The 14,359-nt window shown below is 52.3% G+C and carries 14 protein-coding genes; all 14 read left to right on the top strand.

The genetic code is table 11. The annotated features are described in order from the left end of the window. The first annotated feature begins 2 nt into the window (after positions 1 to 2). From pilO2 to ACZ495_RS01630, 14 genes are read left to right on the top strand one after another with little or no spacing between them, the layout of a single operon-like run. Positions 3 to 1,265 (top strand): type 4b pilus protein PilO2, encoded by a 1,263-nt coding sequence (gene pilO2, locus ACZ495_RS01695; protein WP_407844107.1) that lies wholly within the window; start codon positions 3 to 5, stop codon positions 1,263 to 1,265. A gap of 2 nt (positions 1,266 to 1,267) precedes the next feature. Beyond that, the gene (locus tag ACZ495_RS01690) at positions 1,268 to 1,882 is read left to right on the top strand and encodes a hypothetical protein (RefSeq protein ID WP_407844106.1); all 615 of its coding nucleotides are present in this window, start codon (positions 1,268 to 1,270) and stop codon (positions 1,880 to 1,882) included. 7 nt (positions 1,883 to 1,889) lie between these two features. Then, entirely contained in the window at positions 1,890 to 3,515 is a 1,626-nt protein-coding gene (locus ACZ495_RS01685) for an ATPase, T2SS/T4P/T4SS family (protein ID WP_407844105.1), read from the top strand. Then, entirely contained in the window at positions 3,512 to 4,582 is a 1,071-nt protein-coding gene (locus ACZ495_RS01680; protein WP_407844104.1) for a type II secretion system F family protein, read from the top strand. Before ACZ495_RS01685 ends, ACZ495_RS01680 begins: the two co-directional genes overlap by 4 nt. Continuing rightward, positions 4,579 to 5,052, top strand: coding sequence for a type 4 pilus major pilin (locus tag ACZ495_RS01675; protein ID WP_407844103.1), 474 nt, complete (start codon positions 4,579 to 4,581; stop codon positions 5,050 to 5,052). The genes ACZ495_RS01680 and ACZ495_RS01675 overlap by 4 nt, the downstream gene beginning before the upstream one ends. A 2-nt stretch (positions 5,053 to 5,054) precedes the next feature. Further along, a complete protein-coding gene (locus ACZ495_RS01670; RefSeq protein ID WP_407845244.1) occupies positions 5,055 to 6,011 on the top strand; it encodes an ATPase, T2SS/T4P/T4SS family in 957 nt (318 codons plus the stop codon). Then, positions 6,008 to 6,427 (top strand): type IV pilus biogenesis protein PilM, encoded by a 420-nt coding sequence (gene pilM, locus ACZ495_RS01665; RefSeq protein WP_407844102.1) that lies wholly within the window; start codon positions 6,008 to 6,010, stop codon positions 6,425 to 6,427. The genes ACZ495_RS01670 and pilM overlap by 4 nt, the downstream gene beginning before the upstream one ends. Before the next feature lie 4 nt (positions 6,428 to 6,431). Then, positions 6,432 to 7,577, top strand: a complete 1,146-nt coding sequence (gene pilV, locus ACZ495_RS01660) for a shufflon system plasmid conjugative transfer pilus tip adhesin PilV (protein ID WP_464262525.1) — start codon at positions 6,432 to 6,434, stop codon at positions 7,575 to 7,577. A gap of 12 nt (positions 7,578 to 7,589) precedes the next feature. Next, positions 7,590 to 8,807 carry a TrbI/VirB10 family protein gene (locus tag ACZ495_RS01655; protein WP_464262524.1) on the top strand — a complete coding sequence of 406 codons (1,218 nt, stop codon included), beginning with the start codon at positions 7,590 to 7,592 and terminating at the stop codon, positions 8,805 to 8,807. Next, on the top strand, positions 8,808 to 10,799 hold the full coding sequence (locus ACZ495_RS01650; RefSeq protein ID WP_464262523.1) for a type IV secretory system conjugative DNA transfer family protein: 1,992 nt from the start codon (positions 8,808 to 8,810) through the stop codon (positions 10,797 to 10,799). It abuts the gene before it with no gap. Then, positions 10,762 to 11,298 (top strand): conjugative transfer signal peptidase TraF, encoded by a 537-nt coding sequence (gene traF, locus ACZ495_RS01645; RefSeq protein WP_407844098.1) that lies wholly within the window; start codon positions 10,762 to 10,764, stop codon positions 11,296 to 11,298. Before ACZ495_RS01650 ends, traF begins: the two co-directional genes overlap by 38 nt. Next, on the top strand, positions 11,288 to 11,491 hold the full coding sequence (locus tag ACZ495_RS01640) for a hypothetical protein (RefSeq protein ID WP_407844097.1): 204 nt from the start codon (positions 11,288 to 11,290) through the stop codon (positions 11,489 to 11,491). The genes traF and ACZ495_RS01640 overlap by 11 nt, the downstream gene beginning before the upstream one ends. Further along, positions 11,457 to 13,697 (top strand): zincin-like metallopeptidase domain-containing protein, encoded by a 2,241-nt coding sequence (locus tag ACZ495_RS01635; RefSeq protein WP_464262522.1) that lies wholly within the window; start codon positions 11,457 to 11,459, stop codon positions 13,695 to 13,697. Before ACZ495_RS01640 ends, ACZ495_RS01635 begins: the two co-directional genes overlap by 35 nt. Continuing rightward, positions 13,697 to 14,224, top strand: coding sequence for a lytic transglycosylase domain-containing protein (locus ACZ495_RS01630; protein WP_407844095.1), 528 nt, complete (start codon positions 13,697 to 13,699; stop codon positions 14,222 to 14,224). Before ACZ495_RS01635 ends, ACZ495_RS01630 begins: the two co-directional genes overlap by 1 nt. The last annotated feature ends 135 nt before the right edge of the window (positions 14,225 to 14,359 follow it).

The following is a 14,359-nucleotide window of genomic DNA, read 5'->3' as shown; positions in this document are numbered from 1 at the left end:
ACATGCGGATGACAATCATTAATAACCGAGCTTGGGCTGTTGGCCTCGACTGGTCATCGACACGGACAGAGAAACTGTCTCGCCTTCAATTGCTTGAGACTGCTCAAAAGATTGACCCCTCGTTTGACGTTATGGCCGTCCAGCGTCAGCTATACGGTTTTGGATCAAGTGGGGGGCGTCCTGAGGATTGGAAAAAAGTCCGCTCCCTGGCGGCTTTTCTCGAGCTTCCTCCTGCGTTCTTGGGATTATTTGCCCTCGAAGATGTGCAAGGAGAAGTAATATGGTGGGTACTTTGCCGGCAGAACGGTCAAAATGTTGGTCAGGGCGATGTGGTCTATGCCACTCGCCAAGAAGCGGAAAAAGAGCTGAAGAGCCTCAATGAACTGCTTGATCCCACGATCACAGATATAGACATTTTTGATGATCCTGCCCGCAGTGCTGCATGGCTTAGCCCCCTTCTCCATGTCGGGCCTTCTGCGCTGCTGTATCGGCGTGGTTGCTTGCGATCTCTTCTTCCCACGGGGAAAAAAATTCCGTGGCGTTCGCTGGCGGCAGGTCTGGCTTTGACCGGCGTCTTTGGCCTGGCGCTCGACACATGGATGACAAAGCAGGCAGAACAGGCGTCCCGGGAAGCAGCTTATCTGGCCAGGCTGAACAAAGAACAGCGTCGCCAGGATATAGCAGCACATCCGGAAAAACACTTTCAGCAAACCTGGACGGATGCACCTCTGGCTATTGATGTTGCTATTCCGTGTGTGTCGTCTTTGTTAGAGCTGCCGACTGTTGTCAATGGCTGGTTGCTTTCCGAAGCCACCTGCAATCATCGGGGCGTGACTACAGTATGGGCTCACCAGCCTCAAGGAGATTTTATCAATTTGCCACGCTCAGGCACATTGAAAACTCCCCAACTAGCCGCTTCCCAAACACCCTTGTCAGTAAAGCTGTATCCACGCCGTGGTCAAAAGTACCCAAATCTACTGCTGCGCGATTCCATCTCACAGCACCTCTATCACATTACTCAACAGATCGGGGCTAAACTGCGACTTTCGTTTCAGCCAGCTGAAAAACGTACTGTCCAGAATGTAGAATTGGCAGCCCCGTGGTTCAAGGGAAATTGGGAAATGACCTCAGTTCCAGACTCGTTACTGCGTAGCGCTGCTCTGTGGAATGCCTTCTCTTATCTGCCCGGCCTAACCCTAGACAGTATTACCTTCAAAAATGAGTCCTGGACACTCCAGGGTCAGGTATATGCCAAAGGAAAATGACCATGCAAATCACAAAAAGAGCAAAAATAATTTGGGGTGCAGCCATTACCCTGCTGCTAATTTTCAGCTTTCTGCTGTGGACACAGCAGACTCCTCCCCCATTGCCGCCAATTTCATCGACAGCCAAGCCCAAGCTCCCGCCACAGAAATCTGAGGGTCCTGAGAGCGATGCCCCTCCCCAAGGGCAACATCAGGCAAGTACAAACCCTGCCGTCATTGTTGAAGCCGGGAATTTGGGAAAAATCACGGCCCTGAAAAGCCAAGTGGAAGAACTAAAACTGGAGCTTCAGATTGCCGAGCTGACCGCAAAAAAAGACGGAGCCACCCGTTCGCAACGGATTACGGAACCTCTTCCAAGCCTGTCTCTCCCGGCTTTTACACCGCCAAGTCCGTCTCCGCAGGCCTCCGTACCCACTAGCAACTCTCGTAGGGCAAACCTAGCGGTGCTTTCCGTGCAGGGGGTTGGGGACAACCTTTCAGCAACGGTTCGTACTGGCTCTGGGCAAACAGTCGTGCGCATAGGCTCTCGGCTCGGTGATTCCGTAGTAACAGCCATCTCGCGCCAGGCAGTGCTTGTGAAACGCGGGAATCAAATCAACACACTCCCTTTTGAGTGAGGAAAGTATGGACCCCCAGAACACCATCCATCCCGCTCCTGAGGCTTTGTTTTTTGATAAAGATTTTGAACAAGTTTCGGACAAAGTCCGTGGCAAAGTTGCCTTGATCGATGGCGTCCTGCATATCTCGGAAGACCTTAAGGGGCAGGTGGATATGCTTGGCCTGGTTGCCAGGTTGCGCCGGCGTGGCATTGGCTCCCCCAAGGTTCATAAGCCCAAAGATTTTGAAGAGCAGTATGCAAAGTACGCAATGCGCCACGCCCGTGGGGATAATGAAATCCAGCAGTTAGCCATTGACCTGATTGCACGAGCCCACAAGGCCGGAGCATCAGATATCCATATAGTTGATACAGGCACTTATACCCGCATCAAATTCCGTATTCTTGGCATGTTATGCGAAGATTCGCAGATGGAGGCTGAAACCGGACGGCAGATGATCAGCACTATCTACGGGATTCTTGGGCAATCTGCCGACAGCGAGGCCTTCAACAACATTGAGCGTCTGGATGGGCGTATTGTCAAACGCGACTACCTTCCCGAGGGAGTCCATTCCGTCCGTATTCATACTGAACCCATAGAATGCGCCCATGCGGAAAATGGTACAGGCACGTTTATGGCTCTGCGCCTGCTCTATGATGCCACAATGGCCACAGGGCGGCTTGAGGAACGCCTGACTGCTCTCGGTTTTGCAGAAAAACAGTGCGAAGGCATGTCTTTTCTCACAAAGCGGACAGGACTGACGATCATCTCTGGCCCCACTGGACACGGAAAATCTACAGTTCTGAAACATACAATGGAGTCCCAGACAGAAACGAGCCCTGAAAAAGCATATCACTCTGTTGAAGACCCGCCTGAATTCCACATGCGCGATGTCAACCAGATCAAAGTCACCACCAAGGCTGAAGGTGACTACGATCGTGCCAAACGGGCAGCAGCGTACATCAATGCCATTGCTGGAGCCATGCGCTCAGATTCAGATGTACTGATGATTGGTGAAATCCGCTACCCTGAAGCTGCTGTTGCCGCTATTGATGCAGCTCTAACTGGCCAGGCGGTTTGGGCTACCCTGCATGCCAATAATGGTTTCGGTATCATCACTCGTTTCGAAAGCCTGCTCCGTTCTGCCGGCTATCGAGATCCCCTCGATGTTCTCTGTGATCCCAACGTACTGGCTGGCCTCGAATATCAACGCCTGATCCCAAAACTTTGCCCTCACTGCAAAAAGGCTTGGCGCGAACTCTCCTCAGAAGAACGCAGCCAACACATCCCTGAAGATGTTTACGAGCGCCTCGCTCGCCCGTTGGAGCTGGAAGAAATAGAGGGGGATTCCAGACATGATGGCTTGTTCGTTGTCAACTACGAAGGCTGCGAACACTGCTCACGTGGGCTCAAAGAACAAACGGTCGCAGCTGAAGTCATCGTACTGGATATGGATATACTGAGTCTTCTCCGCGCAGGGAAACTGCCCGATGCCCACGCGCTTTGGCGCCAGAAAGGGGGCATGACCTACATTGACCATGCGCTCCAGCACGTTACACAAGGCTTGGTTGATCCTGTTCTGGCTGAACAACGCTTGGGGGTTCCGTGGACGTTCAACAAATTTTTTGAGTTGTCGGACAGAGGCGGCATATGAATATCAAAAACCTTTTTGCACGTCTCTCTTTTGACGCGGCCACGCGCAGTCGAACTTGGAACAAACTGGCAACACAAGCCCACTATGGGCTACCCCTCAAAGACAGTTTGCCCCTACTGCGTGATCAGGTGCAACGGCGCAATCCAGCTCTCGCGTCAATTTTTGACCGTGTTCTGGAACGGATGGGGAGCGGACACCAACTTGGTACGGCATTCACCGGATATGCCTCACCTGAAGAGATCATGCTGATCACCTCTGCCCAAAAGGCTGGCAGATTGTCAGAAGGGCTAAAATTGGCTGCGGAGCTGATAGATTCTCGAAAAAGGATCTCTGGGGCTGTTGTCGGGGCGCTGGCTTACCCCCTTTTCCTGCTACTTCTTGCTGTAGCAATGCTGACCACAGTTTCTTTTTACGTCATGCCAGAATTGGTACATTTGTCAGACCCTCGCCAGTGGACGGGCTTTGCTCGTGGCCTTTATCTCATAAGCTCTTTCTTGGGTTCCTGGGCCGGAGGGGTTTTCTTTATTTTTTCCGTCGCCGCATGCCTGGGCGTTATTATAACTCTCCCCATATGGACGGGACAGACCCGAAAAATTGCTGATGGATTTGCTCCCTGGTCCATGTATCGCCTGATGGTGGGTAGCGTCTGGCTATTCACCTTGGCAACACTTATGCGCTCCGGCAAACAAATTTCTGAAATACTCAAAACAATGTTGAGTTCGGAGGCGATCAGTCCATACCTGCGTGAACGAGTAAAAGCTATTAACGATTATGTCATTCGTGGAGAAAATTTAGGGAATGCCATGCACCTCAGTGGCATGGGTTTCCCTGATCGTGTCCTCATTGACGATTTTCGCACTTACGCAACCCTGCCTCATTTCAAGGAACAGCTTCACAATCTTTCGCGCGACTGGCTGCACGAAGGCATTGCCGCCATCCAGCGGAAAGCCCGCATTTTGAATATAGCCTTTCTCCTCTTCATTATTGGTCAAATGCTCTTGGTCGCCTTGTCCGTCATGGATTTACAGGCGCAACTTTCAGCTCAAACAATGGGTGGTATCCGATGAATATGATGGAAGTCCTTGGGGCTCTTTTGATCGCTCTCGTAGTTATTGCCGGCTCCGCTGTGTATCTGAACACTGGTTTTTCCAGAAGCAAAGTTGTTTCTTTGGAGCAGGACCTTGTGAGTATGAGGATGCAAATCCAGCAATTTTTCTCAGGCTCCTCGGATTACAGCGGTCTGGACAGTGAAACAGCAATCAAGGCTGGAATCGTCCCCAAAAGCCTTATTAAAGGCTCATCTTTGAAGACTCCCTGGGGTGGAGAAATAGCCCTTTCCACCAACTCTTCGAATGGAAGCTTCACCATCGAACTGTCAGGGATTCCCCAGGAAGAATGCACCCAGTTGGCAAAGTTTCAATCTGATGCATGGCTTTCCGTAGAAGTAAATGGAAATGCACTCAGTGCAGATAACAATGTCTCCGACATTGTAAATAACTGTACATCTGTCAACACCATTGCTTATGAGGTTCGTTGACCATGCCTCTTGCGCACGAAGTTTTCAGCGACCTGATTCTTTTTCCTGACGGAACAGCGCGGCTAAAAGGCAGCCCCGGCTGTGGCTCCCATTTACTCCCCTTGCCTACGGACTGCGAAGAAGAGGTTGCGAATCTATCCAGCCGCTTGGAACAGCATTGTAAGGCTGCAATGCGCTATAACCACAATGACATCACATATCGAGTGGCTCGAATTGATGATGTGGATGGTAAACGTACATGGTTTTTGCGCAGGCTTGCTGACACTGTTCCACAGTTTGACTCTTTAGGTCTAAATCCGGTGGTTACATCCTGGCTTCTGTCTCAGAACCAGGGCCTAATTTTATTTTCCGGCGCACAAGGTTCTGGAAAAACAACGACTGCCAGTGCCTTCGTCGCCCAACGCCTTGAGCTACATGGAGGGCATGGAGTCACTTTCGAAGTGCCTGTGGAACTCCCTCTTGCCGGCGCTTGGGGCAGTTTTGGATATTGCTTCCAGAAAGAAATCTCCAACGAGTCTGAGCTGGCCCAAGAGATCGAACGCGCTCATAGATATGCCTCTCCAGATATAATTTTCATCGGTGAAATCCGAACTCGCCACGCGGCTTTTGAAGCTCTGCGCGTTTCACTTGGATCCAGTCGTCAACTTGTGGTGGCCACAATTCACGGGCAGGACGTGATCACTGCGCTTGAAAGGCTCCTGACCTGGGCCAGAGAGCAAGACGGAGAATCCGCAGCACAAAACCTATCTGACGCCTTGGTGGCGATCATTCATCTTTCTCTTGAAAGCGATGCAGCTGGCCAGCGCGAACTAACATCTCCTCAGTTTCTTCTTCTTCCCTTTACAGACGAATCTCGCGGAATCAGAGCCAAACTACGGGAGGGAAAGTTCCAAACTCTCCCCGATGATATGCGGCAACTCAAGGCCAGAATTGTCACAAAAGGAGAACGAGGCATATGAAGGCGCTGGCAGTCCTTGCTTTGCTGCTCGGCGTTCTAGCCGTTCTTTCTCCTGCCCCGCAGACCGACAGCATTGAAACTGGAGCCAGAAGTATTGCCCTGAACTATGCGGTATTCCGTAATGCGGCGTTCCTTCATGCCTTTAAGCATCGGGCTAATGGCCCTATAGCCCAAGCCGACCTGGATCTGCCGACGGAATGGCATGCACTGCGCTACTGGACAGCACGGATAGAAGGAGGGCGCTGCTATGTATACGGACCAGCCTCTGCTGAAGAAATTTCGGCTGTAAGGGACATTTTCCAAGGCAGCTTGGCTGTGGGCCGTGCTTCAGACGGAAGACTTGTCCCAGATGGGCTCACTCCACTGCCGGAATTTATCCCTTCTGGCAGCTTGGTCAGCGTTATCGAGGTAAGGTGATTCTATGAAACTTATTGAAGTTATCGGCGCTCTCCTCATCGCTGCCATCATTATGCCGATGTTGGCAAATCTTATGAAAACAGGTTTCGTTGAAACCCAAAAGCGCCAAGCTGCCGATCATTTAGCCTTGGTCAATCGGGCTTCAGCCAGCTATGTGCGCAAGCACCATAATGATTTGGCCTCGCAATCTTCGGCAAGCTCTGGCCCGGTGATCACAGTAACGCAGCTAGTCAATGACGGACTGCTCCCCGATGGTTTCAGAGATTCCAACGTATGGGGGCAAGATTACAATATATACATCCGTAAGGATGCCAGCAGCGGACATTTACGGGCTATAGTGCTGACCACTGGCGGTCGTGGACACGAAGAAGGAACATCTTTTGCGACAGCAACGATTCCAAGTGCAGCAGCTCTTCTGGGAGGTTCAGGGGGCTTTGTTCCCACAGGTGACATCCCTGGCCAGACTGCTGGCACCCTACAAGGCACTGGAGGGGGATGGGTACTCTCATTGGCCGCTCTCGGTATTCCTTCTCCAGGCGCGGGGCATCTTGGCGCATTGACGAACTTTGACGCTTCGGTTCTTGGTCAAGATTTTCTCTATCGCGTTGCCGTCCCTGGCCATGCAGAACTGAACGCAATGCAAACCGAACTGGATATGACGGATCATGCAATCCGCCGAGTCTCTGAACTACAGTTTGTAGAACGGGAAATCACGGATGAGTCCTGCACGTCTGCCGATGAACAAGGTCGTGTTTTCCTTGATCGTCTCCACGGCCTTTATCTCTGTCGTAACAACTCTCTTGAAATCATCGGTGACTCTGGAAACAGTTCATTACTGAAAAAAACCACTGTGGCCAAAAGCGGCGACCGAATAGAGAAACCCACCTGCGCGACAGGCACAAACACAGTGCCGGCCATCTTCACAACCCCTTCCATTTTCGAAGCCGGGCCTGAGGCCCCTCCCCTTACGGCGGTACAAACCTGGGCCGTGTCTCTTTCTGACACGGAGTGGCAGGTATTTGCCCGCGTCCAGACGCCCGACAAAAGTTTGAGCCTTGATAATACGGGATGGGTGTACCCTGAAGAAAACTACGGCCGAATATTTGTTATGACCACATGCGCCAAAGAAACCACTCCAGTGGTTCCCTAATCGGAGACGAAAATGTCCCTTCTCCCAACTGAAAGCCCAAACGGTTTTGAACCTCCAAAGGCAAAAGTTGTTCGCATGAACAGCAAGGTTGTGCTCGTTATCGTGGCAATTTTAAGTGGCATGGTATCAATACTGGTTTATAGCATTTTTGACGTCAGCAAGGGCAACGAAACACAGCAAAATCAACAAAAAGAGCGAGCTGCGCAAACAGACAATCTGCCTTTAACTGAAGGTGCTCCATCTTCAAGTGGTTTGGCCACCGCAAAGCCCGTGGCGAACCTGCCGACAATTGGCGAGCCTCAAGAATCCCCAACACAAAAGCCCATGACGCCAGAAGAAGAGGCGAGACGCCGGGACCTTGAGCAAATCCGGCGTATGAAAGCCCAGATGCACCTGGCTGCGCTTCAAGCGCCCTTGGCGGTCACAATCTCTATGGAAAATCGAAGGCCTGATAGCGTTGTCACGAGACAAAACATTTCGCCTTCTGAGGGAGCCAGGACTGCATCTTCATCTGAGTCGTCCAGTGAACAATATGATGCCAGTGACCGCCGTGACAAAGAGGCATTTTTGGATACCAGATCTCGGCGTGCTGATGAGTGGACCCTAGGGCATCAACGCCAAGCCGGGGCTCGGTGCGAAATCAAGACGGGTACGGTCATCCCCGGCATCATGCTGACAGGCGTCAACTCGGATCTGCCGGGAAAAATCATCGGCCAAGTTTCGCAGAATGTTTACGACACGGCCACAGGGCGACTTTTGCTGATTCCACAGGGCAGCCGCCTTTTGGGTGTTTATGATTCCCGCGTTGCCGTTGGCCAGGACAGAGTACTCATCGCATGGAATCGGATTATCTTCCCTGATGGCTCTTCTATTACGATCGACAGTATGCCCGGCACTGACCAGGCAGGCTATGGCGGTGTGGAGGATCAGGTCAACAATCACTACTTCCGCATCTTTGGTTCTGCAATGATCATGAGCCTGATCTCCGGTGGAACCGCCTATGCGGTTGACTCTCTTCGCCCTGAAAGCAGCAGCAACAGTAATCAAAATCCTACACTTCGTGACGAAATGGGGACAGCTCTGGCTACTCAGTTAGGGCAGGCCTCTCTTCAGCTTTTGCAGCAAAACGTCAATATCAAGCCGACACTAGAGATACGTCCGGGCTTCCGCTTCAACATCGTCCTTATAAAAGACCTGGTGTTTGAAGCCCCGTATGCTCCCATGAGGTAAATGATGAGCACTCAGTCTTCATACGGTTTGCCGTTAGAAAAGAAATCTGGACTATGGAAGCTTTATGTCTTCCTGGCCTCAACCGTTGTCCTGCTTGTGGCTGCGTCATGGTGGACAACACAGGGCATTGCAGAGGCCTATAACTTCCACTCTGCTCTTGGGAAACCGCTTTGGGGGCATTTCTATGCTCCCTGGAAATGGCTGTCCTGGTGGCGGCAAGTGCCTTCCAGCGCTGCTATGGATCAAGCGATTTCTGAAGGGCTTATGGTCTTCATCTTCCCGCAAATGGTCATTCTCGGTTTTTTGTTCACCTTCAGCCGCCGTCCCAAAGGCACGCAGAATATTCATGGCAGCGCGCAGTGGGCGCAGGAAGAGGAAATAAAACAAATGGGCTTCCTCGGCGGCAAGGGCGTTTATGTAGGAGGCTGGATTAAACGATTTTCCGGCAAGGAGGCAGCCAAACGGCTCTTTAAGGGGCTTCACCCTTTCCAGACACAACTTTACCTGCGCCACAACGGCCCGCACCATATTCTGGCCTTTGCTCCCACGCGCTCCGGTAAGGGGGTCGGCCTTGTGCTGCCGACACTTCTGAGTTGGCTGGAAAGCGTCCTTATCTTGGACATCAAGGGTGAAAACTATGCCCTCACCTCGGGTTGGCGAAAGAGCCTAGGGCATAAAATTCTGAGATTCGACCCAAAGGATGTGACTCAAACAGCCCGGTTTAATCCCCTTGAAACAATTCGTCTTTATCAAGACGAAGCTGTCCAGGATGCCCAGGCCGTGGCCACCATTATTCTTGACCCACAAGGTGAAGGCCTCAAGGAATATTTTGAAAAAGCTGCATTTGCCTTTTTCACGGCGGCAGTTCTGCATTGCCTGATTGTCCATCAAGAAAAGGGTAGAACAGCCACCATGTATGATTTCGCTTTGATGCTGAGTGACCCGGATAAAAATACCGAAGAACTTTTGGTGGAGATGATCGAATTTGATCATGCCGCTGTCCTGAAGGGAAAATCCCGCTTCGCCAATGAAGTTCATACTAATATCGCGTCCTCGGCCAAAGAGATGCTCAACAAGGCCGATAAAGAACGCTCCGGTGTTTTAAGCACCGCTGGCGTCAATCTGTCCATCTACAAAGATCCCACTGTCGCTTATGCCACGAGTCATTGTGACTTCCAGATTGAAGACCTCATGGACCACAACGTTCCGGTGGCTCTGTATTTTGTTGTCAGCCCGGCGGACATTGACCGCCTGCGCCCGCTCACTCGCCTGATTTTCAACGTCATCTTGTGCAGGCTCACTGAAAAAATGGATTTTGAAGGCGGGCGCTCCATTTCCCTTTTCAAACATCGTTTGCTGTTGATGCTGGACGAATTTACCAGCCTGGGGAACCTGGCGATCCTCGAACGCGCCCTGGCATATATGGCGGGTTACGGAATCAAAGCCTACCTGATCGTCCAGGATATATCTCAATTGCAAAAGGCCTACTCCAAGGAAGAGGCCATTTTGTCCAACTGCCATGTTCGCATTGCCTATGCGCCGAACAAAATGGAAACAGCCCAAATCCTTTCGGACATGACCGGCAAAACTACGGTCATAGAACACAAAACATCACTATCTGGTTCGCGCTCCGGGCATTTGAAAAATGCCAGCGTAAGTGTCCAGGAAATCGCCCGCCCGTTGCTGACTCCCGATGAGTGCATGCGTCTGCCCGGCATTATCACTGACGCCGATGAAAAAATTCTGGAGGCTGGTGACATGCTCATTTTTACAGCGGGGTTCGCACCTGTGTATGGCAAGCAGATTCTGTATTTCCGTGATCCTGTGTTTGCCCAACGGGCCAAAATCCCTGCGCCGGCCACAGACCGGCTGCATGGAGATGTTGATGTAATCCTTCCGAAAAAGCAGGCGTCCGAGACACCGAAACCCTCTACTCCTGAAGAAGAGATTTACGATGCAGCGCTGGCCATTTCTGATTCTGACAATCATTAGCCTGGGGACTTCGATTGCAGGAGCCTGGTTTGTCGGGTTCAGGATCAACCTTACGCCGTCCATGCCCCTTGGTCTTTACCGCATTGTGGATAGCCCTGCGCAGCGAGGCGACATCGTGGCGCTCTGCCCTCCTGCCTTCTGGGGCGATCTGGGCAAGAGCCGAGGCTACACAGGAGACGGCCTGTGTCCTGACGGCTCCAGGCAGTTACTCAAATTTCTGGTGGGCATTGAGGGGGACAATATCTGCGTTGGATCTGAAGGAATCACAATCAACGGAACTCCACAACCGCACAGCGCCCGACAGACTCAGGACCGGCATGGGCGCAGCATCATTTCACTACTGGAGTCAGGAATCATTCCTCCTGAACAGGTTCTAGTCCTTGCACCAGTGAGCTGGAGCTTTGACGGCCGCTATTTCAGCTTTGTACCAGCCGCCAGCTTACTCAAAATACAACCCATACTCACAGTTAATTCTCAGGAGCAAGATTATGACAACTGAAGAGTTGATGGCGACGGCCAATGTCATATCCCAACAGGCTTCGGGCAATCCGGGCATTGGTATCCCCGTCGATCCCGAAGTGGCCGACTACATGGGAGCGTTTACCGAAGACGCCATTGTTCTTGTGGATATGATGGACGACATCGAACTGTCCATCAATGCTGAAGGGGAGGTCATTTATGAAGGGAAATAAGCAGCAGACCCCCTCTAAGCCCAAGCGCCGCCCTTTTCATGAGGAGTTCGCTGAAAAAATCATTGAACACCTGAGGGCGGGGACAGCCCCTTGGCAGCGGCCTTGGCATCCGGGCAAAACCATCATGGCTCCGCATAATCCTGCTTCCGGCACCGTGTATCGGGGTATGAACCGGGTTCACCTGGCTCTTTCCGGCTTCGACGATCCTCGCTGGATGACCCTGCGCCAGGCAAACGAAAATGATCTTCGGATCATCACCGGCAGCAAAGCCACCCCCGTGGTCTATTACCAGTTTTCCGAAGAACGGGATCGCGTTGGCGAGGATGGCAAACCTGTACTTGACGAAGGCGGCAAACCCCAAAAGCAGACCGTGGAACTGGACAAGCCGCTTATACGCTTCGCCTATGTTTTCAATGGACAACAGATCGAAGGGATGCCGCCGTTGGAGCTTACGGACAAGGCCTTTGAATGGGAGCCCGTGGAAAAAGCGGAAAAGATCCTCTCCGCTTCCGGCGCAAACATCAATCACGACCAGAGCAACCAAGCCTTTTACCGCTACTCGACCGACTCCATCCACCTGCCTCCGCGTGAAAACTTCGAAAATCCCGGCCTGTACTATGGCACAGCCTTGCACGAATTGGGACACTGGACGCGCCACTCCACACGCCTGGACCGAGAGAACGGCCCCTTCGGATCCGAGCTGTACGCCCAGGAAGAACTCCGGGCGGAAATCGTCTCCTGGATGCTCGGCCAGGACATCGGCATTCCGCACGATCCGGAGCAACACGCAGCGTATGTGGGCTCCTGGATCAAAGCTCTGGAAAATGACCCGTATGAAATCGTCCGGGCCTGCCGAGACGCGGAACAAATCAAGGAGTACGTTCTGGGGTTGGAAATGAAGAAGGAGTTGACTCAGGAACAAGGCGTCAAGCAGGAAGCAGCGCAACAGAAAGAAAACATCAAGGCCATGAAGCTTCCGGCCAATCCGGCCACGGAAAAAATCTTCCTCATGGTTCCGTTCAAAGAAAAGAACCAGGCCAAACAACTCGGCGCCAAGTGGGATGGCAGAGAAAAAAGCTGGTACGCGCCTGAAGGAAGCGACCTTGAAAAACTTTCTCGTTGGATTCCCGAAAAAAATAAAATGCAGCCGCCCTACCCGGCGATTGCCCCTGAAGCCGAGTTTGCGGAACGGCTCCGCGATGCCGGCTTGGATCTGAAGGGGGAACTCCCGATTATGGACGGGCAGTTACACCGCGTCCCGCTCATTGACCGACCTCATGCGCGTGACGGCGCGTACAGGGGAAACCTTGACGGCCGCCCGGCCGGTTGGTTCCAGAACCACGTCACCGGCGAAACCGCCAACTGGAAGTACAGCGGCCACAAGCTTGATCAGAAAGATATTGCCAGGCTGCGTGAGGAGGCTTTGGCCAAGCGCAAAGCTGATCAAGAAAAACGTCAGGAAGAGTATGACCGGGCGGCAAAGCGCTGCTACGCCATATGGAAAAATACTCCCGCCTGGGCCACCGGCAATGAAGCCTATCTCCAGGCCAAGGGTGTTCCCGCTTTCGGCATCAAGGTGGACGACAAGGGCAATCTGCTGATTCCGGGGCGTGATGCGAGCGGTATCATTCGCACTCTTCAGACCATAACTGCCGATGCCAAACTTTTCGAGCGTGGCAGCCAAAAAACAGGTTCGTTCCACGTCATAGATCCGGAAAAGCAATTTGGCAAAGGTCCGATCCTCATTGCCGAAGGGTATGCGACTGCCGCCAGTATCCATATGGCCACCGGTCAGCCGGTGGTGTGCGCCTTCGACGCAGGAAACTTGCTCCATGTTGCCAAAGAGCTGCACGAAAAATTACCTGAACAGCCCATTGCGATAATGGCGGACAATGACGCCACCAACCAATACAACCCCGGCATCAATAAGGCCAAGCTGGCGGCTGAGGCTGTGGGCGGCAGTGTTTATGCCCCTCAGTTCAGCAAAGAAGAAGCTGCCGGCAAGATGAAGGACTGGAACGACCTGCATGTCCTGCATGGGCTCAACGCCCTGCGACAGCAGATAGATTTCTCGCGTCCTCTGTATCAGGCGAAGCCTCTTGCCCCTGCGGGCCTGGAAGCCCCTCAGGATCTCGACATCCTCCAAAAAGCCCGATCCAGAACAAAAAAAGTCCAAAAAATACAGGACGAAGGATTGGAAATATAATGTGTCATCTCTGCCGGATAATTGTTTGTTTTGGCTTGTTGCTGCTTCCCTCTGTTATTTTGGCTGCGGGTGTCAAAGAACGCCAGATTGCCATGGCTCCACTTTTTGACACTCCATGCGCAAAATATGGGGTTCCCAAGGTATTGGCTCTTGCGATCGCACGTCAGGAAAGCGGCCTGCACCCCTGGATAATCAATATATCCGGCAGAGATGTCCGGCCTAAATCACGTGAAGAGGCCTTGGCTGTCGCCAGGGCCGCTTTTCAGGCTGGCCGCTCTTTCGATGTTGGGATCATGCAGGTCAATGTCTACTGGATTAAGAAATACCGTTTTCCCTTGGAAGTGGTGCTTGACCCCCGTGCCAATGTCGAAATCGGCGTCTGGATTTTGGCTCAGGAAATCAGACGCCACGGACTGAACTGGCGGGCCGTCGCGTACTACCACACGCCGCTCCATCGCAATCCGGAGCGTGGCCGCAATTATGCGGCAGCAGTTCTGGGGCACCTGCGAAGAATTATGTCTGAATAAAAATCGTGCTACGGGGCAAATTTGCCCATACTTGAAAATTCAGCAGGTTACTTTTCTGGCCAACCAGGGAAACCAGCTGCGCCGGCAATTAGAATCGTGTTACCCAAGGAGTAAAAACTGTGACGTTCGAAGATA

The sequence above is a fragment of the Desulfovibrio sp. GTC20076 genome, assembly GCF_055385905.1.
The sequence above is the reverse complement of the archived record's forward strand: the minus strand, read 5'-3'. Positions and strand labels throughout refer to the sequence as shown.